The organism is Streptomyces sp. NPDC048696, assembly GCF_043198895.1.
Classification (GTDB): Bacteria; Actinomycetota; Actinomycetes; order Streptomycetales; family Streptomycetaceae; genus Streptomyces.
Genome location: NZ_JBICVJ010000034.1, coordinates 16556 through 39013, shown reverse-complemented (window position 1 = coordinate 39013; position 22458 = coordinate 16556). Strand labels below are relative to the sequence as shown.

Below are 22458 nucleotides of genomic sequence, written 5' to 3'. Positions count from 1 at the left end.
CGCTTCGATGGGAACTGCGGGGCCGGATAGCGTGCTTCCCGTGCACCGTACGCTCGTCGAGTCCGCCACCCCGTCACGCTCCGTACGCGCGTCTCGGGTGCCCCGGCCGCGGGCCGCGCCGGGGCGGGGGCGGCGCGCCGGGTACTGGACGCGGCTGCTGCCCGCGCTCGCCGCGCTGGCCGTGCTGACCCGGCTGCCGTCCTTCCGCCATCCCCTGTGGAACCCGGACGAGGGCTATCTCGCCGTCCAGGCGCGCCAACTCGCGGCCGGGGGGACGCTGTACGACACGGTCGTCGACCGCAAGCCGCCGCTGCTGCCCTGGCTGTACGAGGCGGCGTTCGCGCTCTTCGGGGACACCTCGCTCAGCCCGCTGCGGCTCGCGGCGGTCGCGGCGCAGCTGCTCACGGCGGTGCTGCTCGCCTCCACCGCCCGCCGCCGCTGGGGCGACCGGGCCGGGCGGGTCGCGGGCGTCCTGCATCTGCTCGTCTCCGTCGGCCTCAACCCCGAGGACGCGCAGGCCGCCACGTTCGAGATCTTCATGCTGCCGTTCACGGTCGCCGCGGTGCGCTGCGCCGACCGGGGCCACTGGGGCCGCGCCGGGCTGGCCGTCGCCGGGGCGCTCCTGACCAAGCAGACCGGCGGCGCCTGTCTCGTCCCGGTCCTGTGGCTGCTGTGGCGCACGGCGGCGCCGCGCCGAAGTGCCCTGCTGCGCACGGGAGCCGGGCTGTGCGGCCCGGTGCTGCTCGGCGCGCTCGCCACCGGACCGTCCCGCTTCCTGTTCTGGACGGTCACCGGCTCCGGCGCGTACGCCTCCTTCACCGGCTCCGAACTCCACGTACTGGCACGGGGCCTGGGGAACACGGCGCTGCTCGCGCTCGCCTGCGCGGGGCTGATCCCGCCGGTGGTGCGGGTGCTGCGGATCGCGCGGACCGGCGCCGCCGACGTGTGGCTGTGGCTCGCCTCGTCGGCCGGCGCCGTGCTCGTCGGCTTCCACTTCTTCGGCCACTACTACCTCCAGCTGATCCCGCCGCTGGTGCTGCTCGCCGCCGCGGCGCTGCAGATCCTGCCGCCGTACCGGCTGACCAGCGCGCTGCTCGCGTCCGCGTGCGGCTGCGCGCTCTTCCTCGGCTGGGGCCTGCTCGCGCCCCGCCCCGAACTCGCCCACGCCCAGCGCCTGGCCGCCGCCGTACGGGCCCGCTCGGCGCCCCGGGAGCGGGTGCTGGTCTGGGGCATACACCCCGAGACGTACTGGCTGGCCGACCGCACCCCCGCCACCCGCTATCTGACGGCCGGACTCCTCACCAACTACAGCGGCGGCCGCGACGGCCCCCAGGTCGGCGAGAAGTACGGCGTCGAGGGCTCCTGGACCGTCCTGCGCACGGAGCTGACGGCGCGGCCGCCGGTACTGATCGTCGACGACTCACGCGGCAAGCCGTACGCCCCCGAACGCCTCCCGAGCCTGCGCCGCCTGCTGGCCGCGCACTACGAACCGCTGGCGGGGACGGTCGACGGGGCGGTCCTCTACGTACGTACGCGGCCGTCGGGGGACTAGGGCCTGTCCGGTGGATCTTGCCTGGGACGCGGGGGTGTGGTACGCCCATCTGCCGCGTTGTCGTCGGTTGCCGACGCTCCGCCTCGCCGCCCTCCTCCGCCTTGCAGCTGGACGTACCACACCCCCGCTCACCAGCACCGAAACGGCGGCCCGGACCGAAGGCGGCCAGATCCACCGGGCAGGCCCTAGGGCCTGCCCGGCGCCTGGCGCACCGTCCGGGGGCCCGCGCACTCGGCGCCGTGCGCCTCGACGCGGCGGCGCAGTTCGCGGTCGGCCGTCACCACCAGGCAGGGGCGGTCCGCCGCCCGCCCGGCGACCAGGTCCACGATCGTGTCGTCGCCGCTGCCGGGCGCGGGCTCCACCCGTACGTCCGCCACCGACACCACACCCCGGGCCGCGCCCTCGACCACCAGGACCAGCTCCACCGGGCCCGCGAAGCCGGGCAGGCCGGTCGTGGCGTACCCGGCGAGGCGGTCGCGCAGGCGCTCGGCGGCGCCGCGCCGGTCGCGCCACCAGCCGTCCGGAACCGAGCCCACCACATTGGCCGCGTCCACGATCACCAGCGAGGTCGTCACCATCCCGGCAGCCTGGCACGGAACACGGCGAAATCGCACGTCGGGCCGGGTGAATCCGCGAATTGGGGCCCTTGGACCGAGTGTTATTGTCGCTGGAGTCTCATGGTGTGTCGCATCCGGCCGCTCGTCGCGGATCTGGTAAGGAAAGGTGGTCGGTGAGCCATGGCGTTGAAGCCCGCGCGGACGTCGAAGGGAGGGTCGGGCCGGGAGCCCGAGGCCCCTGCCCGCAAGGCCCCCGCCGCGCCCGGCCTCGCCCCCGTGCTCGCCACGCCGGACGGCCGCCCCACGGTCACCGGCTGGCTGCTGCGCGGCAAGGACGGCAGGCTCACGGCGTACGCGCCCGGTGACGGCGGGGTGCTGCGCTGGACCGAGGTCCGGCCGGGCGGCCCCGAGTGGACCGGTCCCGAGCTGGTCGCCCCGAAGGCCGGGCTCGACCCGTGTCTCACCGTCGCCCAGGGCGCCGACGGCTATGTGCACCTGTTCGCGCTGTGGCGGTCGGTGACGGCCGCCGGTGAGGCCCACACCGACGTCGTCCACGCCATCCAGTACCAGTCGGGCCGCCCGGTCAAGGACTGGTACCCGCTGGGCACCCCGTACCGCGACCAGACGAAGGCCGCCAAGGTCGGTCACCCGGCCGCCGTCGTCGACTCCGAAGACAACCTGCACGTCTTCATCCGCAACGCGGGGACCGGCCTGTGCGCCCGTGTCCAGGAGAGCTCCGGGAAGTGGAGCAAGTGGCTCGACCTCGACGGCTCCGGCTCGTACGCCGCGGTCTGCGCGGGCGCGGCCGACAACGGCAGGGTCGAGGTCGTGATGGCGGCCAAGCGCGGTGTGATGCGCTGGACGAAGGCGTCCGGGGACGAGGAGTACCAGCGGGTGGCCGACCTCAAGGAGCAGCCGGAGGACGGCTCCGTGGCGGCCCAGCACACCGGTGAGGACCGCATCACCTTCCTGTGGCGCGAGAGCAAGTCGGGCGAGGTGCAGGCCGTGCGCGGCGACGCGCCGCCCATGCCGCTCGGCGGCGCCGCGAGCGGCCCCATCGCCGTGCTGCGCACCCCGGTGGACGGCCACGACTGCACGCTGATGGCCCAGCGCGGCGCCGACGGCCGCCCGGCGCTGGCCGCCTACCCGACCGAGGCCGAGTCGGCCGGAGCCGTGTGGGCCTCGACCGGCGAGGTCTGCGTCGGGGTGCCCGCGCTCGCGACCGACGCCGCCGGACGGGTCGTCCTGGCCGCGTTCGGCACGGACGGCAGGCTGCGGATCACCCGTCAGAAGACCACCGAGCCGGGCCTCGCCATGGAGCCCTGGATCACGGTCTGACGCCGCACGGCGAACCGGTACTGCGACGAAGGAGGCCCCCGCTCACCGAGCGGGGGCCTCCTCGTATGTGCGGCCGGGGCCGCGAAGTGGTGTTACGCCGGGACGCTCGCGACGCCCTGTGCCAGGAACTTCTTCCCGTTCACGCGCTCCGAGACGCCCTCGCGGTCCAGGTACGGCGTGATGCCGCCCAGGTGGAAGGGCCAGCCGGCGCCGGTGATCAGGCAGAGGTCGATGTCCTGGGCCTCGGCCACGACACCCTCGTCCAGCATGAGCCCGATCTCCTGCGCCACCGCGTCCAGGACGCGGTCACGGGTCTGCTCCTCGGTCAGGACGACATCGCCCTGCTTGAGGAGAGCGGCGACCTCCGGGTCCAGCTCCGGCTTGCCGGAGTCGTACACGTAGAAGCCGCGCTTGCCGGCCTTGACCACCGCGGCCAGGTTCTCGGAGACCGTGAAGCGCTCCGGGAAGGCGCGGTTGAGGGTCTCGGAGACGTGCAGACCGATGGCCGGGCCGACCAGCTCCAGGAGCACCAGCGGCGACATCGGCAGACCCAGCGGCTCGACCGCCTTCTCGGCGACCTCGACCGGGGTGCCCTCGTCGATGACGTTCTGGATCTCGCCCATGAAGCGGGTCAGGATGCGGTTGACGACGAACGCCGGGGCGTCCTTCACCAGGACCGCGGTCTTCTTCAGCTTGCGCGCCACACCGAACGCCGTGGCCAGCGAGGCGTCGTCGGTCTGCTCGCCGCGCACGATCTCCAGGAGCGGGAGGATCGCGACCGGGTTGAAGAAGTGGAAGCCGACGACCCGCTCGGGGTGCTTCAGCTTCGAGGCCATCTCGGTGACCGAGAGGGACGAGGTGTTGGTGGCGAGGATCGCGTGCGCCGGGGCGACCGCCTCGACCTCCGCGAACACCTGCTGCTTGACGCCGATCTCCTCGAAGACGGCCTCGATGATGAAGTCGGCGTCGGAGAAGCCCTCGGCCTTGTCCAGCACACCCGAGACCAGGCCCTTGAGGCGGTTGGCCTTGTCCTGGTTGATCCGGGACTTGGCGAGCAGCTTGTCGATCTCGGCGTGGACGTAGCCCACACCCTTGTCGACGCGCTCCTGGTCGATGTCGGTCAGCACGACCGGCACCTCAAGGCGGCGCAGGAACAGCAGCGCGAGCTGCGAGGCCATCAGGCCCGCGCCCACGACGCCGACCTTGGTGACCGGGCGGGCCAGGTTCTTGTCCGGCGCGCCCGCCGGGCGCTTGGCGCGCTTCTGTACGAGGTTGAACGCGTAGATGCCGCTGCGCAGTTCCCCGCCCATGATCAGGTCGGCGAGCGCGATGTCCTCGGCGTCGAAACCGGCCTGGAGGTCGCCGTTCTTGGCGGCCTCGATGATCTCCAGGGCGCGGTAGGCGGCCGGGGCCGCGCCGTGCACCTTGGAGTCGGCGATGAACCGGCCCTTGGCGACGGCCTGGTCCCAGCCCTCGCCGCGGTCGATCTCCGGGCGCTCGACCGTGACGTCGCCGTTGAGGACGTTCGCGGTCCAGATCAGCGACTGCTCCAGGAAGTCCGCACCCTCGAACAGAGCGTCCGCGATGCCGAGTTCGAAGACCTGCTTGCCCTTGAGCTGGCGGTTCTGGTTCAGCGAGTTCTCGATGATGACCGAGACGGCCTTCTCGGCGCCGATCAGGTTGGGGAGCAGCGTGCAGCCGCCCCAGCCCGGGACCAGACCGAGGAAGACCTCGGGCAGCGAGAACGCGGGCAGCGCCTTGGAGACGGTGCGGTAGCCGCAGTGCAGACCGACCTCGACACCGCCGCCCATCGCCGCGCCGTTGTAGTACGCGAAGGAGGGCACGGCCAGCGTGGCGAGGCGCTTGAAGACGTCGTGGCCGCTCTTGCCGATGACCAGCGCGTCCTCGTGCTTCTTGAGGATCTCGACGCCCTTGAGGTCGGCGCCGACCGCGAAGATGAACGGCTTGCCGGTGACACCGACGCCGACGATCTTGCCCTCGGCCGCCTCCTGCTCGACCTGGTCGATGGCGGCGTTCAGGTTCGCCAGCGAGCCGGGGCCGAAGGTGGTCGGCTTGGTGTGGTCGAAGCCGTTGTCCAGCGTGATCAGGGCGAACCTGCCCGCGCCGAACGGCAGGTCGAGGTGGCGCACGTGCGCCGAGGTGACGACCTCGTCCGGGAACAGCTCGGCCGCACCCTTCAAAAGCTCAGCGGTGGTGCTCACTTGCTGCCTCCGGCGTCCTTGTGGTGCGGGTTCTCCCAGATGACCGTGGCGCCCATGCCGAAGCCGACGCACATGGTGGTGAGGCCGTAGCGGACCTCCGGCTGCGCCTCGAACTGCCGCGCCAGCTGGGTCATCAGGCGTACGCCCGAGGACGCGAGCGGGTGGCCGAACGCGATGGCGCCGCCGTACTGGTTGACGCGGGCGTCGTCGTCGGCGATGCCGTAGTGGTCCAGGAACGCGAGGACCTGGACGGCGAACGCCTCGTTGATCTCGAAGAGGTTGATGTCCTCGATCGACAGACCGGCCTTGGCCAGCGCCTTCTCGGTCGCCGGGATGGGGCCGTAGCCCATCACCTCGGGCTCGACACCCGCGAAGGCGTACGAGACCAGGCGCATCTTGACCGGCAGGCCGTTCTCGCGCGCGAACTCCTCGGACGCGATGATCGACGCGGTGGCGCCGTCGTTGAGACCGGCGGCGTTGCCCGCGGTGACGTTGCCGTGCACGCGGAACGGGGTCTTCAGACCGGCCAGGCTCTCCAGGGTGGTGCCCGGGCGCATCGGCTCGTCGGCGGTGACCAGGCCCCAGCCGGTCTCGCCCACCTCGGCGTTGGTGTTGCGCACCGAGATCGGCACCAGGTCCTGCTGGATCTTGCCGTCGGCGTACGCCTTGGCGGCCTTCTCCTGCGAGCGCACGGCGTACTCGTCGGCGCGCTGCTTGGTGATGTGCGGGTAGCGGTCGTGCAGGTTCTCGGCGGTCATGCCCATGAACAGGGCCGACTCGTCGACGAGCTTCTCGCTCACGAACCGCGGGTTCGGGTCGACGCCCTCGCCCATCGGGTGGCGGCCCATGTGCTCGACGCCACCGGCGATGACGGCGTCGTACGCGCCGAAGGCGATGGAACCGGCGACCGAGGTCACGGCGGTCAGCGCGCCCGCGCACATACGGTCGATGGAGTAGCCCGGCACGGACTGCGGCAGACCCGCGAGGATGCCCGCGGTGCGGCCCAGGGTCAGACCCTGGTCACCGATCTGGGTGGTCGCGGCGATGGCGACCTCGTCGATCTTGGCGGGGTCGAGGGCCGGGTTGCGGCGCAGCAGCTCCCGGATCGCCTTGACGACGAGATCGTCGGCGCGGGTCTCGTGGTAGATGCCCTTCGGGCCCGCCTTGCCGAACGGGGTGCGGACGCCGTCGACGAAGACGACGTCCCTGACGGTACGAGGCACGATGGCTCTCCTCCAGGGTGCGGGGTGGCACTGCTGCGCGTGGCGCGGACGCCTGAGCGCGCGCTCACCCCGACATGCTACTTGCGGGTAACCAAACTGCCCAGTCCCCTCGGCCAGAGCGGCGAAGGTCACACTCCGGATGGCCCTCACAACGGCCGTACCCCCTGATGACCGTGGTCGTCAGGGGGTACGTGAGGGCGCTGTGGATCAGGCCGTCTTCGTCGTCAGGGCCTGCGCGAGCAGCGGCGTGACCTGCTCGATCTGCCAGCGGCGGGCGCCGAACGCGGCCAGCGCCTCGGCCACCGCCGCCTCGGAGCGGTCGCCCGGCGGCTCCCAGCACACCCGGCGGACGGTGTCCGGGGTGATCAGGTTCTCCTGCGGCATGTTCAGCCGCTCCGCGAGCTCCGAGACGGCGGTACGGGCCGCCGACAGGCGCGCCGCGGCCGCCGGGTCCTTGTCCGCCCAGGAGCGCGGCGGGGGCGGGCCGGTGACCGGCTGGCCGGGCTGCGGCAGCGCGGAGTCCGGCAGCGCCTTGGCCCGGTCGACCGCCGCCTGCCACTGCTCCAGCTGGCGCCGCCCCATCCGGTGCCCGTAACCGGGCAGCGCCATCAGGGCCTGGACGTCCACCGGCAGCGCCAGCGACGCCTCGATGATCGCGGAGTCGCTGAGCACCTTGCCCGGCGAGACGTCACGGCGCTGGGCGACCTTGTCCCGGGCCGTCCACAGCTCGCGCACGGCGGCCATCTGGCGGCGCCGGCGCACCTTGTGCATCCCGGAGGTGCGCCGCCAGGGCTCCTTGCGCGGCGGCGCGGGCGGCGCCGCGGCGATCGCGTCGAACTCCTGGCGGGCCCAGTCCAGTTTGCCCTGGCGGTCCAGCTCCTTCTCCAGCGCGTCGCGCAGGTCGACCAGGAGCTCGACGTCGAGGGCCGCGTACCGCAGCCACGGCTCGGGCAGCGGCCGGGTCGACCAGTCCACCGCGGAGTGGCCCTTCTCCAGGGCGTACCCCAGGACGCTCTCGACCATCGCGCCCAGGCCCACCCGCGGGAAGCCCGCGAGCCGCCCGGCGAGCTCGGTGTCGAAGAGTCTGGAGGGGACCATGCCTATTTCCCGCAGGCACGGCAGGTCCTGGGTCGCGGCGTGCAGGATCCACTCGGTGTCGGCGAGCGCGTCGCCGAGCGCGGAGAGGTCGGGGCAGCCCACCGGGTCGACGAGCGCGGTGCCCGCGCCCGCCCGGCGCAGCTGCACCAGATAGGCGCGCTGGCCGTACCGGTAGCCGGAGGCGCGCTCGGCGTCGACGGCCACGGGGCCGGTGCCGGCCGCGAACGCGGCGACGACTTCGGCGAGCGCCTCGTCGGTGGCGACGACGGGCGGAATGCCGTCTCGGGGCTCCAGCAGGGGAGTCGGCAGCCCATCAACCGGGACGTCGTCGGCCGGGGGAGCGCCCCCGGTGGTTCGCAGTGCTGTCTCTGCTGCGGTCTTATGGGCGTCGGTCACCTGTCAAGGGTACTTGTGTATACGCCGCGTCCGTCGACGGAACGTTCCGTCGACGGACGCGCGAGGGGCGCACGGCGCTTCGTGGGGGGAGCATGCCCCTCGGGACCGGTGGGTCGGCAGGTGATCGGCAGGCGATCCGGGACCCCGGAGCCGGGTGGACGATTCGGGGTCCCCGAGCCGGTGGACGGCCCGGGATCCGCGAATCCGGTATCCGGGTCAGTGGATGATTCCGGTACGCAGCGCGACGGCCACCATGCCGGCCCGGTCGCCCGTGCCGAGCTTGCGCGCGATGCGGGCGAGGTGGCTCTTCACGGTCAGCGCGGACAACCCCATGGAGACGCCGATCGCCTTGTTCGACTGGCCCTCGGCGACCAGCCGCAGCACCTCGACCTCGCGCCCGGAGAGCTCGCGGTAGCCACCCGGATGGCTCGGGGTACCCGGGGGGCGGCGGTGCATACGGGCGGCCGCGGCGCCGATGGGCGCGGCGCCGGGGCGGGTGGGGTGGCCGATGTTGGTGCGCGTACCGGTGACGACATAGCCCTTCACGCCGCCCGCGAGGGCGTTGCGCACGGCGCCGATGTCGTCGGCGGCGGACAGGGCCAGGCCGTTGGGCCAGCCCGCCGCCCGGGTCTCGGACAGCAGGGTGAGCCCGGAACCGTCGGGCAGATGGACGTCGGCAACGCAGATGTCGCGCGGATTGCCGACGCGGGGACGTGCCTCCGCGATGGACGACGCCTCGATGACGTCCCGTACTCCGAGGGCCCACAGATGCCGGGTGACGGTGGAACGGACTCGGGGATCGGCGACGACGACCATGGCCGTCGGCTTGTTCGGGCGGTAGGCGACCAGGCTTGCGGGCTGCTCAAGAAGAACGGACACCAGGCCTCCTGGGAAGGTGCGGGACGGGGCCGGCTCGGGGATGAAGCCGGGGCGAACCGTGCAGATAGGGTCACAGACCTCTTCGGCAGGCAGCCCGTCCGGCTTTAGGGAATGATCACGATTTGGTGAGAAACATTTAGGGCAATTAGGACAGGTGGTCGATGGGGGAGTGACCGGACGAGTCCTCTCGGGGCCGAGCCCCGAATCCCCACGCGACCGGTTGCCCAAAGGGGGCCGCGTCGCCGGCCCCGGGCGCCAACCGGTTGCCTGACGGGGCGCGGGGCTGTGTCAATGCGCGGCTCCGCCGCGTGGGCGCGACCAGCGCCCTATAGGGGCGCGGGGAACTGCGCGCCCAGCCACACACGGCCCGCACCCGAATTCCCCACTCTCGCGAAGCGTCTGGCGCCTAGGGCCTGTCCGGTGGATCTGGCCGCCTTCGGTCCGGGCCGCCGTTTCGGTGCTGGTGAGTGGGGGTGTGGTGCTTCCCCAAGCTCTCAACTTCGTTCGAGCAGGGGAGACCCCAATGCTGCAAGGCGGAGGAGGGCGGCGACGCGTGGGGGTGCCCCCTGGTCGAGCGGAGCCGAGAGCTTGGGGGAGTCGGCAACCGACGACAACGCGGCAGATGTGCGTGCCAGGCCCCCGCGTCCCAGGCAAGATCCACCGGACAGGCCCTAGCGAGGATCCCGCCGTTGCGGCAGCGTGACCACACCCGCGTCCCCCGACGACACCGGCGGCAGCCCGGCGACCTGGCAGAGCAGATCGCACCAGGCCGTCAGATGCGCGGCAGCGTCCGGCACCCCGCCCCGCCCCTCCCGCGGCGTCCACGACGCCCGGATCTCGATCTGGGTGGCGGGCCGCCGCTGGGAGAGCCCGCCGAAGTAGTACGAGCCCGCCCGCGTCACCGTGCCGCTGGCCTCCCCGTACGACAGGCCCCGCGCCTCCAGCGCGCCCGTCAGCCACGACCAGCACACCTCGGGCAGCAGCGGGTCCGCCGCCATCTCCGGCTCCAGCTCCGCCCGTACGAGCGTGACGAGGCGGAACGTTCCCTGCCAGGCGTCGTGCCCGGCCGGGTCGTGGAGCAGCACGAGCCGCCCGTCCGCCAGGTCCTCGTCGTTCTCGACGACCGCCGCCTCCAGCGCGTACGCGTGCGGCGCGAGCCGCTGCGGCGGTCTGGTCTGGTCGACCTCGATCTCCGGCCGCAGCCGTGCCCCCCGCAGCGCGTCGACCGCCTGCCGGAAGGCGGGCGGAACGGTCCTGCCGTCCGCACTGTCCGTGCCGCCGGCGCCATCCGAAGTTCGTCCCTGAGCGGCAGTCATGCGGGGAAGACTAGGCGGAACGGGCGCCCCGCGCCCGTAGGGACACCCGGGCCCGGTCGACCGGGTAGGGGCACGTGCGAAGATTCTGGGCGTGAACGCCAACGATCGCCCTGCGGGCCCGCCGACACAGACCTACGACTCCGCCTTCCTGAAGGCGTGCCGCCGCGAGCCGGTGCCGCACACGCCGGTCTGGTTCATGCGGCAGGCAGGGCGCTCGCTGCCCGAGTACCTGAAGGTGCGCGAGGGCATCCCGATGCTGGAGTCGTGCATGCGGCCCGAGCTGGTCACCGAGATCACGCTCCAGCCCGTACGCCGCCACAAGGTGGACGCGGCGATCTACTTCAGCGACATCGTGGTCCCGCTCAAGGCCATCGGCATCGACCTCGACATCAAGCCCGGTGTCGGCCCCGTCGTCGCCGACCCGATCCGCACGCGCGCGGACCTGGCGCGGCTGCGCGACCTCACGCCCGAGGACGTCCACTACGTCACCGAGGCGATCGGCATGCTGACCGCAGAGCTCGGCGAGACGCCCCTGATCGGCTTCGCGGGCGCCCCGTTCACCCTCGCGAGCTACCTCGTGGAGGGCGGCCCGTCCCGCAACCACGAGCACACCAAGGCGCTCATGTACGGCGACCCGCAGCTGTGGGCCGACCTGCTCGACCGCCTCGCCGAGATCACCGGCGCGTTCCTCAAGGTCCAGATCGAGGCGGGCGCCTCCGCCGTCCAGCTCTTCGACTCCTGGGTGGGCGCGCTGGCCCCCGCCGACTACCGCCGCTCGGTGATGCCCGCCTCGGCGAAGGTGTTCCGGGCCGTCGAGAAGTACGGCGTCCCGCGCATCCACTTCGGCGTCGGCACCGGCGAACTGCTCGGCCTGATGGGCGAGGCCGGGGCGGACGTCGTCGGCGTCGACTGGCGCGTCCCGCTCGACGAGGCCGCCCGCCGCGTCGGCCCCGGCAAGGCGCTCCAGGGCAACCTGGACCCCGCGGTCCTCTTCTCGACGCCGGAGGCGGTCGAGGCGAAGACCCGCGAGGTCCTGGACGCGGCGGCGGGCCTTGAGGGCCACGTCTTCAACCTGGGCCACGGCGTCCTGCCGACGACGAATCCGGAAGCCCTGACGCGCCTCGTGGACTACGTCCACACGCAGACCGCGCGCTGAGCGCTTCCTAGGGCCTGTCCGGTGGATCTTGCCTGGGACGTGGGGGTGTGGCACGCCCATCTGCGGCGTTGTCGTCGGTTGCCGACTCCCCCAAGCTCTCGGCTCCGCTCGACCAGGGGGCACCCCCACGCGTCGCCGCCCTCCTCCGCCTTGCAGCATTGGGGTCTCCCCTGCTCGAACGAAGTTGAGAGCTTGGGGAAGCACCACACCCCCACTCACCAGCACCGAAACGGCGGCCCGGACCGAAGGCGGCCAGATCCACCGGACAGGCCCTAGTTCCCCGCCGCCCGCACCGCCGACACGGCCTTGCGGGCGGCGACCAGGACCGGGTCCCAGACCGGGGAGAACGGCGGGGCGTAGCCCAGGTCCAGGGTGACCAGCTGCTCCACCGTCATCCCCGCCGTCAGCGCCACCGCCGCGATGTCGACGCGCTTGGCGGCCCCGTCGCGGCCGACGATCTGGACGCCGAGCAGCCGCCCCGTACGCCGCTCGGCGAGCATCTTCACCGTCATCAGGGCCGCGCCCGGGTAGTAGCCCGCGCTGTTCGTCGACTCGATGGTCGCCGTCACGAACTGAAGGCCCGCCTCGCGCGCGTCGCGCTCGCGCAGCCCCGTACGCGCGATCTCCAGGTCGCAGACCTTGCTCACCGCCGTACCGACGACGCCGGGGAAGGTCGCGTAACCGCCGCCCACGCCCGAGCCGATGATCTGGCCGTGCTTGTTCGCGTGTGTGCCGAGCGCGATGTGCCGCTCGCGGCCCGACACCAGGTCCAGGACCTCCACACAGTCGCCGCCGGCCCAGATGTCCTCGTGGCCGCGCACCCGCATCGCCAGGTCGGTGAGCAGCCCGCCGTACTCGCCCAGCGGCAGCCCGGCCGCGCGCGCCAGCTCCGTCTGCGGCTCGACGCCGATGCCCAGGATCACCACGTCCGCCGGGTACTCGGCGTCCTCCGTGGCCACCGCCCGCACCCGGCCGTCGTCACCGGTCAGGATCTTCGTGACCTCGGCGCCCGTGACCGTGGTGATGCCCATCCCGTCCATGGCCTCGCGCACCAGGCGGCCCATGTCCGCGTCCAGCGTGGACATCGGCTGCTCGCCCCGGGTCACCACCGTCACCTCGTAGTCGCGGTGCAGCAGGGCCTCGGCCATCTCCACGCCGATGTAGCCCGCGCCCACGATCACCGCCCGGCGGCCGGGCGTCGAACGCAGGGTGTCCAGGAGCGCCTGGCCGTCGTCGAGGGTCTGCACCCCGTGCACCCCCGGCGCGTCGATCCCCGCCAGCCGGGGCCGCACCGGCCGGGCGCCGGTGGCGATGACGAGCTTGTCGTACGAAGTCCCGTACTCCTCGCCCGACTCCAGGTCCCGGGCGCGCACCCGCCGCCCGGCCGTGTCGATCTCCAGCACCTCGGTGCGGGTGCGCAGATCGATGCCACGCGCGCGGTGCTCCTCGGGGGTCCGGGCGATCAGGTCGTCCCGCTCGGGCACGTCGCCGCCCACCCAGTAGGGGATGCCGCAGGCGGAGTACGAGGTGAAGTGGCCGCGCTCGAACGCGACGATCTCCAGCTCCCCGGGCCCCTTGAGTCTGCGTGCCTGGGACGCGGCGGACATCCCCGTCGCGTCCCCGCCGATGACCACCAGTCGCTCCGCCATTGCGCACCCCTCGCTCAGTCCGTCCCGCTGTCTCCTTCGGAAGATACGTACGGCGGTCGCGCGGAATTCCCGGACGCGGCCGGGACCTTGACGGGTCCGGCCTGCACGGGCGCGGCGGAAGGCGTCGCGTGCCGGGGCAGCCGCGGGCGCACCACCCAGCGCCACAGCGCGTACAGCGCCGCCGGCGCGCCCGCGAACGGGGCCACCGCGCCCAGCACGATCACGAGCCACCGCAGCGCGGTGACGAACGCGTGCCAGCCGCCCGACAGCGCGTCGAGCACGCCGGGACCGTCGTCCTTCGCGGACTTCTTCGCGGGCGCCGCCTCGGAGAGCGCGAGAGTGATCGTCGCCAGGCTCGTACGGTCCTTCAGCGACGCCTGCTGGGCCAGGAGCGCCTCCAAGTCGGCCTGCCGACGGCCCAGTTCGCTCTCCAGCGTGACCACGTCGCCGAGCGCGCCCGCCCGGTCCATGAGCTCACGTACGCGCGCGACGCTGGCGCGCTGGGAGGCGATCCGGCTGTCCACGTCCACCACCTGGTCCGTGACGTCCCGCGCCTCCGCCTTGCGGCTGAGCAGGTGCCCCGAGCCGGACAGCGCGGCGAGGACGTCGTCGTAGTGGGCCTCCGGGATCCGCAGGACGACGTGCGAGACGGTACGTCCGTGCGCGTCCCGCTGGGTGCTCTCGTCGCCGACGAAGCCGCCCGCCGACGAAGCCGCCCGCCGCCGTGGCCGCCGAGCGGGCCGCGGTGAGCGCCTTGGGCACGTCCGGCACCTCGACGCTCAGCTCGGCGGTGCGCACGATCTGGGCCTGGACGGGCGGTGCGGGCGCCTTCGACGGCCCGGCCGCGCCGCTCGCGGAGCCGCCGGGTCGCTTCGCGGCGCCGTCCGCCGCGCCGCCTTGCGCGGGCGCGGCGGCCTTGCCCCGGTCGCCCGCGGCGGACTTGTTGTCGTCGGAACCCGCGCTGCACCCCGCGAGGGCCAGCGAGGCGGTCAGGAGAGCGGCGGCCAGGGCGGCCAGAGGCCGGTGCCCGGTGGTACGTCGTCCACGCATATCGGCTCCCTCGGGGGCGCGTTGGGTGTGGCGGGCGTTGGACGGACGGGGTGGGCGCGCGGGTTGCCGCATCCCGGTCCCGAAGCGATGACGGTCGGGACTCGGAACGGGCTCGGCGCCGCGGTGTCCGAGGCGTCTGAGACAGTGGAGGCATGGACAACGCCGTCGCAGGAACACCGCACATCGTCGTCGTCGGAGGCGGCATCGCCGGGCTCGCCGCCGCCCACCGGCTGCTGGAGTCCGGTGTGCGCGTGAGCCTGCTGGAGGCCACCGGCCGCCTCGGCGGCAAGCTGGAGTCGGGCGAGATCGCGGGCGCGCGCGTCGACCTCGGCGCCGAGTCCATGCTGGCGCGCCGCCCCGAGGCCGTGGGCCTCGCGCGCGAAGTCGGCCTCGGCGAACGGCTGCGGGAGCCCTCGGCCACCGCGGCGATCTGGACCCGGGGCGCGCTGCGTCCGATGCCCAAGGGCCATGTGATGGGCGTCCCGGCGGACCCGGCCTCGCTGTCCGGCATCGTCTCGGCCGAGGGCCTGGCCCGGATCGCCCAGGACCGCGAGCTCGCCCGGACCGAGGTCGGGGACGACATCGGGGTCGGCGAGTTCGTCGCCCGCCGGATCGGCCGCGAGGTCGTCGACCGGCTCGTCGAACCGCTGCTCGGCGGGGTCTACGCGGGCGACGCGTACCGCATCTCGATGCGGGCCGCCGTGCCCCAGCTCTTCGAGGCCGCCCGCGGCCACGCCTCGCTCCTCGACGGCGTCCAGGACCTCCAGGCGAAGGCCGCCGCGCGCCCCCAGGAGAGCGGCCCCGTCTTCATGGGCCTGGACGGCGGCATGGGCACCCTGCCGCTCGCGGTCGCCGACGCCGTACGGGCCAAGGGCGGCGTGATCCGTACCGAGACGCCCGTCGTCGCGCTCTCCCGCACCGCCGACTCCTGGCGCATCCGCACCGACCACGAGGTGATCGAGGCCGACGGCGTGATCCTCGCCGCCCCCGCCTGGTCGGCCTCCGCGCTGCTCGCCGCCGAGTCCCCGGCGGCGGCCGCCGAGCTGGCCGGTGTCGAGTACGCCTCCATGGCGCTGGTCACGATGGCCTTCCGGCGCGCGGACCTCGCTCACCTGGAGCGCGGCTCCGGCTTCCTGGTCCCGTCCGTGGACGGCCGCACGATCAAGGCGTCCACGTTCTCCTCGTACAAGTGGCAGTGGGTCACCGACGGCGCCCCGGACCTGTTCGTGCTACGCACCTCGATCGGGCGCTACGGCGAGGAGCAGCACCTGGAGCGGGACGACGCCGAGCTGGTGGACATGTCGCTGCGCGACCTCGGTGACGCGGTCGGCCTCGCCGCGAAGCCGGTGGCGAGCGAGGTGACGCGCTGGACAGGAGGGCTGCCGCAGTACCCGGTGGGCCACCTCGCGCGCGTGGCGCGGGTGCGCGCGGCCGTCGCCGAGCTGCCCGCGCTGCGGGTCTGCGGGGCCGCGTACGACGGCGTCGGCATCCCCGCGTGCATCGCGAGCGCGCGGCGCGCCGCGGACGAGATCATCGCCACGTCGACCCTGGCGCGGAACACTCAGCGTGACGCGGGACAATAGCCTCATGAGTGCACCGGAAAAGAGCCCGAACGCGGGGAAGAAGGCGAAGGACCTCAACGAGGTCATCCGCTACACGCTGTGGTCCGTCTTCAAGCTGCGCGATGTGCTGCCCGAGGACCGCTCCGGCTTCGCCGACGAGGTCCAGGAGCTGTTCGACCAGCTCGCCGCCAAGGACATCACCGTCCGTGGCACCTACGACCTGTCCGGCCTTCGCGCGGACGCCGACGTCATGATCTGGTGGCACGCGGAGACGGCGGACGAGCTCCAGAGCGCGTACAACCTCTTCCGCCGCACCAAGCTGGGCCGCGCCCTGGAGCCGGTCTGGTCGAACATGGCGCTGCACCGCCCCGCCGAGTTCAACAAGTCGCACATCCCGGCGTTCCTCGCCGACGAGCAGGCCCGCGACTACGTGTCGGTCTACCCGTTCGTGCGCAGTTACGACTGGTACCTGCTGCCCGACGAGGACCGCCGGCGGATGCTCGCCGACCACGGCAAGATGGCCCGCGGCTTCCCGGACGTGCGCGCCAACACGGTCGCCTCGTTCTCGCTCGGCGACTACGAGTGGCTGCTGGCCTTCGAGGCCGACGAGCTGCACCGCATCGTCGACCTCATGCGTCATCTGCGCGCCTCCGAGGCCCGGATGCACGTCCGCGAGGAGGTCCCGTTCTACACGGGCCGCCGCAAGTCGGTCGCGGATCTGGTGGCGGGCCTGGCCTGACGGCCGCCCACCACCGCGTATGCCCGGTGACCGGGCCCGTCGACCGCGGGCCCGATTCACCCCTGACCCGGAAGCTCAGAGAGCGGACGGCCGCTGCCCAGCCCTGGGCGTCGACCGCTTGTCCAACGACACCGGGTTCGGCTCCGGGTGCGGCGCGCACGCAGCGCGCCGCACCGGCGTCCGTCCATGCAGGAGATAGTCCTCCAGATAGCCGTTGACGCATTTGTTGGCGCCTCCGCCGATGCCGTGCGTGCCGGCGTCCTTCTCGGTCACCAGCACCGAACCGGGCAGCCTGCGCTGCAACTCCAGCGCCCCCGGATACGGCGTGGCCGCGTCCCGCTCGGCGGCCAGGATCAGCGTCGGCGGCAGCGCCCCGCGCGCCGTCCCCACGTCCACCGGCCGCTGCCGGGGAGCGGGCCAGTAGGCGCACGGCAGGTTCATCCAGGCGTTGTCCCAGGTCTCGAACGGCGCGATCCGGGCGAGCTCGGTGTTGTCCCGGTCCCAGGTCTCCCAGTCGGTGGGCCAGGGCGCGTCGTTGCACTCCACCGCCGTGTACACCGCGTTGCCGTTCTCGTCGTCCCAGGCGGTCTCCGGCCGGGGCGCGGCCTGAGCGATCAGCGGCTTGGGGTCGCCCTTGAGATACGCCGAGAGCGCGCTCGCCCGCATCGCCCAGAAGTCGTCGTAGTAGCCCGCTTTGAGGAACGCGGCCTGCAGCTGCGCCGGGCCGACCGTCCCGCCCGCCGGCTCCTGGGCCAGGCGTGCGCTCACCTTCTCGAAGTTCTCCAGGACGCGCTCGGCCGTGGTGCCCAGGTGGTAGACGTCGTCGTGCCGGGCGACCCAGGCGCGGAAGTCCTCCCAGCGGCTCTCGAACGCGAGCGACTGGTCCAGGTTGTCGCGGTACCAGATCTTGCGCGGGTCCGGGTCGACCGCCGAGTCGAAGACCATCCGGCGCACATGCGAGGGGAACAGCGTCGCGTACACGGCTCCGAAGTACGTGCCGTACGAGGCGCCGATGAACGTCAGCTTCTGCTGGCCGAGCGCGGCCCGCAGCACATCGAGGTCGCGCGCGTTGTTGAGGCTCGTGTACTGCCCCAGCGCCGCCCCCGCGCCGCGCGCGCACCCCTGCGCGTACGCCTTGGCCTGCGCGATCCGCTCCATCTTGTACGAGGGGGACGGGTCGGCCGGGGACTGCGTGGGCGCCTTGGCGAAGTCCTTCGGGTCCTGGCAGGACAGCGGTGCGGAGCGGCCGACCCCGCGCGGGGCGTAGCCGACGAGGTCGTAGGCCCGGGCGAGCCCCTTCCACTCGGGCAGCGGCGCGACCATCGGGAAGTACATGCTGGAGGCGCCCGGGCCGCCGGGGTTGTAGACGAGCGCGCCCTGGCGCTCGCCGGGCCCGCCCCGCGCCTTCACCCGGCTGACCGTGAGGGCGATCTGACGGCCTCTCGGATGGGCGTAGTCGAGCGGGACCCGGACCGTGCCGCACCGCACGGGGTCGGGCAGCATCTCCGCCTTGGGACAGCGGCCGAAGGCGATCCCGGCGGCCGCCGCGCGCTCGGCCGCGATCACGGTGCCACGCGCCTCGGCGGTGCGCGGGTCCGTGCCGGCGGCCGGCGCGGCGGCCAGGGCGGACAGAACAAGGGAACCGACGGTTCCGTACAGCGCTGCTGCTCTCATCCCACATCGATCCCTTCGGGCACATGCAGTACAAAAGGGATGATTATGGGGCTAATTGGCTAAGTAAAGCACCGGGGTGCGGTGCGCCGGGACCAATGTCCCCGGCGCGTCGTCGCCGAGCGCCTCAGCGGCCCCCGCGCAACGCGGTCCGCAGGGCCGGGTCGTCGACGGCGCTCACCCCGCGTACCGCGACCGCCGTCAGCGGGTCGCCCGCCGGGTCGATCCGGCCCAGCAGCCGCTGGCCGTCGGGGGAGGCCCAGCGGGTGTGCGGATGGACCTCCACGCGCGCGATGAAGAGGCAGCCGAGGGTGAGGACCAGCGGCAGCGAGAACCAGGCGGCGATCTCGGCCTGGGTGGCGCGGTCCTGACCGGGCATCAGCAGCGCCACCGCTCCGAGGAGCAGGGTGAGCACGGTGGCGCCGCGAACGGCCCGCACGGAGGCGGTGACGCCCGTCCTGGCCGCGTCCGGGACGGCGAGCCCGGCGGCGGCCAGCCGGTCGGCCAGCGCGTGCACCGCGTCGGCTGCGGCCGCGGTGGACCGGATCGCCGCTATCCGCGCCTGCCCCTCCGGCCCGATCGCGCCGATCACCGACCGCTCCAGGTCGTCGCGCCCCTCCGGGTCGACGACGGTGGCCCAGCCGGTGTGCGCCAGCAGCAGTCGGCGGGCCCGGTGCATCGCGACCAGGGTGAGGTCGGTGACCCGCAGCGGTCCACCGGACAGGAACGCGGCCTCGTACAGCGAGAGTTCGGTGTCCCGGGCCCGCGGCCGCACCGCCGCCGGATCGGCCGCCGCCGACGCGGCGAGGCAGAGCCGCGCGCAGCTGAAGGCGGACGCGAGGCACGCGACTACCAGGAAAAGTACCCAGAACATGGCCGAGTTGTATGTGACGCGACAAGCCCTGCGCCATGACTTTCCCATGATGTGGACATGGAGTTATCGGTTCGTTACGGAGTGTCGGTGGGGGAAGTGGTGGGGGGATCGGTGGGGTTGGCGCGGCTGGCCGCGGGCGGCAGCGGGAACGACGGGGTGACGGGGACGGGTGAGGCGGGCGTGGCTCCGGGGGTGGGCGGCGGCGGTCCGCTGGGGGAGGCCGTGGTGGTGGCGACGCTGTCACGGGCCAGCGCGTCGAAGTCGACCAGACCCGTGGCCTCCAGCATCTTGATGTGGTCCAGAACGGTCGTGTTGGCGTCGTCGGCGAGCGCGCGGACCAGGGAGTTGCGGGTGTTCGCCCGGATCTGCGCGACGAGCGAGAACACCTTGCCGTGCGCCGAGCGCAGGATGTTGGCGAAGTCCTTCTCGTACGTGGTGCCGGAGTCGGCCGTCAATGTCCGCAGCCAGGACTGCTGCTGGGCGTTGGGCTGGTCGGGCAGCTCCATGCCGAGCTGGGCGGCGACCTCGCGTACGCGCGCGTCGAGGAAGGCGTGGCCGTCGACGAGATGGTGGCCCGCCGCGGTGACCGCCTCGCTGGGGGCCCGTTCGACGGCCTGCTGACCGGCGGGCAGTTCCCACAGTCCGGCGAGTCTCACCCGTACCACGAAGTCCCGGTCGGCGGCCGACAGTGGTCCCCAATGGGTCGGTACGGACCCGGCGTTGAGATTGGCGAGCCCGGTTCCGGAGCGGTCGGCGTACGACCACATGGGGAAGAGCAGGGCGGCGATGGTCGCGGTCAGAGCGACGACGACCAGGCCGGTACCGGAAAGGAATATCCGACGCATGAAAGCCTCCAAGTGCGGTGCGCACGGTAGTGCGGAGGCGGGTGATCCGGGGAGGGGTTCGGGGAAATCAGTGACGGTGTGGTGTGGGAGGCATCACGTGTTGGACGAGTACGGGGCAACTTGATGGCGGGAGTGGTACTTTGCCCGCCTTCAGGAGGCGGGGTCGCGTCCGGGGGTGCGTCAGGCGGCCCGTACGAGTCCCCGCAGGAACCGGGTCGTGCGGCCCGGCGGACGTGCGCCGGAGCGCTCCTTCCACCAACGGGCGAGGCGGCGCCGGGTCTCGGCGCCCGGCACCCCGTCCGTGCCGTTCTCCCCGGCGAGCAGCGACTCGACGAAGTCGAGGGCGTCGCGGCGGTAGCCGTCGCCCAGCGGACGGCTGCGGGCGTACGCGAGGAACGCGGGGCGGTAGCCGTCGCCGAGGATCCCGGGCAGCTCGGGCGCGACCTTCGCGACGATGTCGGCCCGCTTCGCGGCCAGCGCGCGGGCCTGTACCCGCAGCCGCGCGCCGTCGAACCCGTACGGGACGGGGGTCCCGGCGACCAGCGCGGACAGCAGTGCCGTCTGGGCCAGCGCCAGCCGCTGTCGGGCGCCGGTGCGCGGGGCGTGAGCCGCCGACGCGGACGCGCGCGTGGACCGGGCCGGGGCGGGCGGCGCGCCGGCCCGCACCACGTCCCGGATCGCCGCGAGCTCCCCGGCCAGCTCCGACTGCGGCGGGAACGCGTCGTCGCGCTCCAGGAGCACGCCCGGAGGCGAGACGCGGGACACCAACCCGGCCAGGACGTCCAGGACTTCGGGCCCCACCGGATGCGCGTGCGTGTCGTGCCAGACGCCGTCCTTCTGCACGCCACCCGCCACATGGACGTACGCGATCGCCTCCACCGGCAGCTCCGCCAGCGCCTTCGCCGGGTCCTCGCCCCGGTTGACGTGGTTGGTGCGGAGGTTCGCCACATCGATGAGCAGCCGCACGCCCGTACGCTCCACCAGCTCCGCCAGGAACTGCCCCTCCGTCATGTCCTCGTCCGGCCAGTTGATCAGCGCGGCGATGTTCTCCAGCGCGAGCGGCACCGGCAGGGCGTCCTGCGCGATCCGTACGTTCTCGCAGAGCACGTCCAGCGCGTCCCGGGTACGCGGGACCGGCAGCAGATGTCCGGCCTCCAGGCGCGGTGAGGCGGTGCGCTCACCGCCCGCCCGTACGAAGGCGATGTGCTCGGTGACCAGGGGCGCGGACAGCGCCCGCGCGCACGCCGCGAGGTGGTCGAGGCGCGCCGGGTCGGGCCGGTCCGCGCCCCCGAGACCCAGCGAGACACCGTGCGGCACGACCGTCACCCCGCGCTGCCGCAGCCGCACCAGCGACTCGGGAAGGTGGCCAGGACACAGGTTCTCGGCCACCGCCTCCACCCAGTCGACGCCGGCAAGACCTTCCACCGCGTCGGCGATCTCGGGCCGCCATCCGATACCGATCCCCAGCTCCATGCTTCGCCTCCCCGGCGGGTCGATGTGGCCATGACGCGTGAAGGGGTCATGGCCCCGCCGTACGCCCGCCAATCCGCGAAGGCTTGCCTTCAGAGCTTCATTTGAGGTTGGGGCCGGTCGGACCGACGGGTGTCACCCGCGCAGCGCCGGATGATCCGCCACCACCGTGCAGGACCCCGGCGCGATCTCCGTGAAGCCCGCGTCCCGTACCACCGGCAGACCGCTCGTCGTCAGTGCCGTCCACTGGGTGCGCGCCGCGACCCGTACCGAGAGCGGGAAGTCCGCGTCCTGCCACGCCCTGCGGTCCGCCTCCGACAGGTCCCACCACGCCAGCTGGGCCCCGTGGCCGGCCTGGGCCATCGCCTTGCCCGCGGACATGTCGAGGTCCGGGTTGAGCCACAGGACGGGGGCGAGGGGGTCGGGGGCGCCGGGGGCCGCCGGGTCGTCCAGGTCCGTGCCGGACACCTGGAGCTTGGCCAGCTCTTTTGGCCAGCCGTCGAGCGGGACGGGCGGGAAGACGCGCACCTCGGCCGACTTCCCGGTGACCGTGATGCCCGGCAGCGCCGACGCCTTGCGCCACTCCGCGCCGCGCGCCCGGCGTACCACCTTGCGGATCCGGGCGTCCTGCCAGTCGCGCATCGCCTGGGCCCACTCGCCGTCGCCGAGCGAGCGCTCGTCGGCGAGCATCACCAGGACGGCCCGGGCCGCCGTCTCCAGGGCGTCGGTACGGGCGGGCGGCTCCGCCTTCTCTATGCGGACGACCAGCGGAAGCACGTACTGGGGTGCCTCGTCGCGGACGTTCGGCTCCTCGTGGAACGGGCTCGCGGAGGGCGTCTCGGGGGTCTCTTCGCTGCTCAC

General features: G+C 73.1%; 17 protein-coding genes and 1 pseudogene. 5 read left to right on the top strand and 13 right to left on the bottom strand.

Annotated features, from left to right (window positions below; genetic code table 11):
* Positions 1-7 precede the first annotated feature (7 nt).
* The gene (locus tag ACGFRG_RS36155; protein WP_393270968.1) at positions 8-1552 is read left to right on the top strand and encodes an ArnT family glycosyltransferase; all 1545 of its coding nucleotides are present in this window, start codon (positions 8-10) and stop codon (positions 1550-1552) included.
* Positions 1553-1737: 185 nt separating this feature from the next.
* On the opposite strand, the gene ACGFRG_RS36150 is transcribed toward ACGFRG_RS36155, so the two are convergent.
* Positions 1738-2130 carry an NTP pyrophosphohydrolase gene (locus tag ACGFRG_RS36150; protein WP_393270965.1) on the bottom strand — a complete coding sequence of 131 codons (393 nt, stop codon included), beginning with the start codon at positions 2128-2130 and terminating at the stop codon, positions 1738-1740.
* Between the two features lie 159 nt (positions 2131-2289).
* Between ACGFRG_RS36150 and ACGFRG_RS36145 the strand changes: the two genes are divergently transcribed.
* Positions 2290-3447, top strand: a complete 1158-nt coding sequence (locus ACGFRG_RS36145) for a hypothetical protein (RefSeq protein ID WP_393270963.1) — start codon at positions 2290-2292, stop codon at positions 3445-3447.
* A gap of 92 nt (positions 3448-3539) precedes the next feature.
* Here the strand turns inward: ACGFRG_RS36145 and ACGFRG_RS36140 are convergent, their stop codons facing one another.
* The 5 genes from ACGFRG_RS36140 to ACGFRG_RS36120 form a co-directional block, all read right to left on the bottom strand.
* Positions 3540-5669: a 3-hydroxyacyl-CoA dehydrogenase NAD-binding domain-containing protein gene (locus ACGFRG_RS36140; protein ID WP_393270960.1), complete on the bottom strand. Its 2130-nt coding sequence runs from the start codon at positions 5667-5669 to the stop codon at positions 3540-3542.
* Complete coding sequence (locus tag ACGFRG_RS36135; RefSeq protein ID WP_361432716.1) at positions 5666-6892, bottom strand: acetyl-CoA C-acyltransferase; 1227 nt, start codon at positions 6890-6892, stop codon at positions 5666-5668. Before ACGFRG_RS36135 ends, ACGFRG_RS36140 begins: the two co-directional genes overlap by 4 nt.
* A gap of 207 nt (positions 6893-7099) precedes the next feature.
* On the bottom strand, positions 7100-8386 hold the full coding sequence (locus ACGFRG_RS36130; protein WP_393270957.1) for an HRDC domain-containing protein: 1287 nt from the start codon (positions 8384-8386) through the stop codon (positions 7100-7102).
* A gap of 216 nt (positions 8387-8602) precedes the next feature.
* Positions 8603-9265 (bottom strand): response regulator transcription factor, encoded by a 663-nt coding sequence (locus ACGFRG_RS36125; protein ID WP_274563363.1) that lies wholly within the window; start codon positions 9263-9265, stop codon positions 8603-8605.
* Positions 9266-9936: 671 nt separating this feature from the next.
* Entirely contained in the window at positions 9937-10581 is a 645-nt protein-coding gene (locus tag ACGFRG_RS36120) for a DUF3000 domain-containing protein (RefSeq protein ID WP_361432712.1), read from the bottom strand.
* A 91-nt stretch (positions 10582-10672) separates the two neighbouring features.
* On the opposite strand from ACGFRG_RS36120, the gene hemE reads away from it, so the two are divergent.
* Complete coding sequence (gene hemE / locus ACGFRG_RS36115) at positions 10673-11737, top strand: uroporphyrinogen decarboxylase (protein WP_361432710.1); 1065 nt, start codon at positions 10673-10675, stop codon at positions 11735-11737.
* A 272-nt stretch (positions 11738-12009) separates the two neighbouring features.
* On the opposite strand, the gene ACGFRG_RS36110 is transcribed toward hemE, so the two are convergent.
* Complete coding sequence (locus ACGFRG_RS36110) at positions 12010-13386, bottom strand: FAD-dependent oxidoreductase (RefSeq protein ID WP_393270953.1); 1377 nt, start codon at positions 13384-13386, stop codon at positions 12010-12012.
* 14 nt (positions 13387-13400) lie between these two features.
* A pseudogene (locus ACGFRG_RS36105) lies at positions 13401-14051 on the bottom strand (DUF4349 domain-containing protein); the annotation flags it as partial.
* Between the two features lie 537 nt (positions 14052-14588).
* Between ACGFRG_RS36105 and hemG the strand changes: the two are divergent.
* Both hemG and hemQ read left to right on the top strand, forming a co-directional pair.
* On the top strand, positions 14589-16019 hold the full coding sequence (gene hemG, locus ACGFRG_RS36100) for a protoporphyrinogen oxidase (protein WP_361432703.1): 1431 nt from the start codon (positions 14589-14591) through the stop codon (positions 16017-16019).
* A 4-nt stretch (positions 16020-16023) separates the two neighbouring features.
* Entirely contained in the window at positions 16024-16737 is a 714-nt protein-coding gene (hemQ, locus tag ACGFRG_RS36095; RefSeq protein ID WP_361432701.1) for a hydrogen peroxide-dependent heme synthase, read from the top strand.
* Between the two features lie 75 nt (positions 16738-16812).
* On the opposite strand, the gene ACGFRG_RS36090 is transcribed toward hemQ, so the two are convergent.
* The 5 genes from ACGFRG_RS36090 to ACGFRG_RS36070 all read right to left on the bottom strand — a co-directional run bounded on the left by ACGFRG_RS36090 (position 16813) and on the right by ACGFRG_RS36070 (position 22458).
* A complete protein-coding gene (locus tag ACGFRG_RS36090; protein ID WP_361432699.1) occupies positions 16813-18411 on the bottom strand; it encodes an alpha/beta hydrolase in 1599 nt (532 codons plus the stop codon).
* 124 nt (positions 18412-18535) lie between these two features.
* Positions 18536-19282 carry a TIGR04222 domain-containing membrane protein gene (locus ACGFRG_RS36085; protein ID WP_361432696.1) on the bottom strand — a complete coding sequence of 249 codons (747 nt, stop codon included), beginning with the start codon at positions 19280-19282 and terminating at the stop codon, positions 18536-18538.
* Positions 19283-19356: 74 nt separating this feature from the next.
* Positions 19357-20127 (bottom strand): DUF4142 domain-containing protein, encoded by a 771-nt coding sequence (locus ACGFRG_RS36080; RefSeq protein ID WP_393270949.1) that lies wholly within the window; start codon positions 20125-20127, stop codon positions 19357-19359.
* A gap of 180 nt (positions 20128-20307) precedes the next feature.
* Positions 20308-21600, bottom strand: a complete 1293-nt coding sequence (locus ACGFRG_RS36075; protein WP_393270946.1) for a DUF692 domain-containing protein — start codon at positions 21598-21600, stop codon at positions 20308-20310.
* Positions 21601-21732: 132 nt separating this feature from the next.
* Positions 21733-22458 (bottom strand): peptidyl-tRNA hydrolase, encoded by a 726-nt coding sequence (locus tag ACGFRG_RS36070; protein ID WP_361432688.1) that lies wholly within the window; start codon positions 22456-22458, stop codon positions 21733-21735.

Excerpts from the sequence above, each read along its gene's own strand:
- ACGFRG_RS36145 (WP_393270963.1), top strand. The coding sequence starts at position 2,290 with ATGGCGTTGAAGCCCGCGCGGACGTCGAAGGGAGGGTCGGGCCGGGAG.
- hemQ (WP_361432701.1), top strand. The coding sequence starts at position 16,024 with ATGAGTGCACCGGAAAAGAGCCCGAACGCGGGGAAGAAGGCGAAGGAC.
- ACGFRG_RS36120 (WP_361432712.1), bottom strand. The coding sequence starts at position 10,581 with ATGACTGCCGCTCAGGGACGAACTTCGGATGGCGCCGGCGGCACGGAC.
- ACGFRG_RS36085 (WP_361432696.1), bottom strand. The coding sequence starts at position 19,282 with ATGTTCTGGGTACTTTTCCTGGTAGTCGCGTGCCTCGCGTCCGCCTTC.
- ACGFRG_RS36080 (WP_393270949.1), bottom strand. The coding sequence starts at position 20,127 with ATGCGTCGGATATTCCTTTCCGGTACCGGCCTGGTCGTCGTCGCTCTG.
- ACGFRG_RS36075 (WP_393270946.1), bottom strand. The coding sequence starts at position 21,600 with ATGGAGCTGGGGATCGGTATCGGATGGCGGCCCGAGATCGCCGACGCG.
- ACGFRG_RS36110 (WP_393270953.1), bottom strand. The coding sequence starts at position 13,386 with ATGGCGGAGCGACTGGTGGTCATCGGCGGGGACGCGACGGGGATGTCC.
- hemG (WP_361432703.1), top strand. The coding sequence starts at position 14,589 with ATGGACAACGCCGTCGCAGGAACACCGCACATCGTCGTCGTCGGAGGC.
- ACGFRG_RS36150 (WP_393270965.1), bottom strand. The coding sequence starts at position 2,130 with ATGGTGACGACCTCGCTGGTGATCGTGGACGCGGCCAATGTGGTGGGC.
- ACGFRG_RS36090 (WP_361432699.1), bottom strand. The coding sequence starts at position 18,411 with ATGAGAGCAGCAGCGCTGTACGGAACCGTCGGTTCCCTTGTTCTGTCC.
- ACGFRG_RS36155 (WP_393270968.1), top strand. The coding sequence starts at position 8 with ATGGGAACTGCGGGGCCGGATAGCGTGCTTCCCGTGCACCGTACGCTC.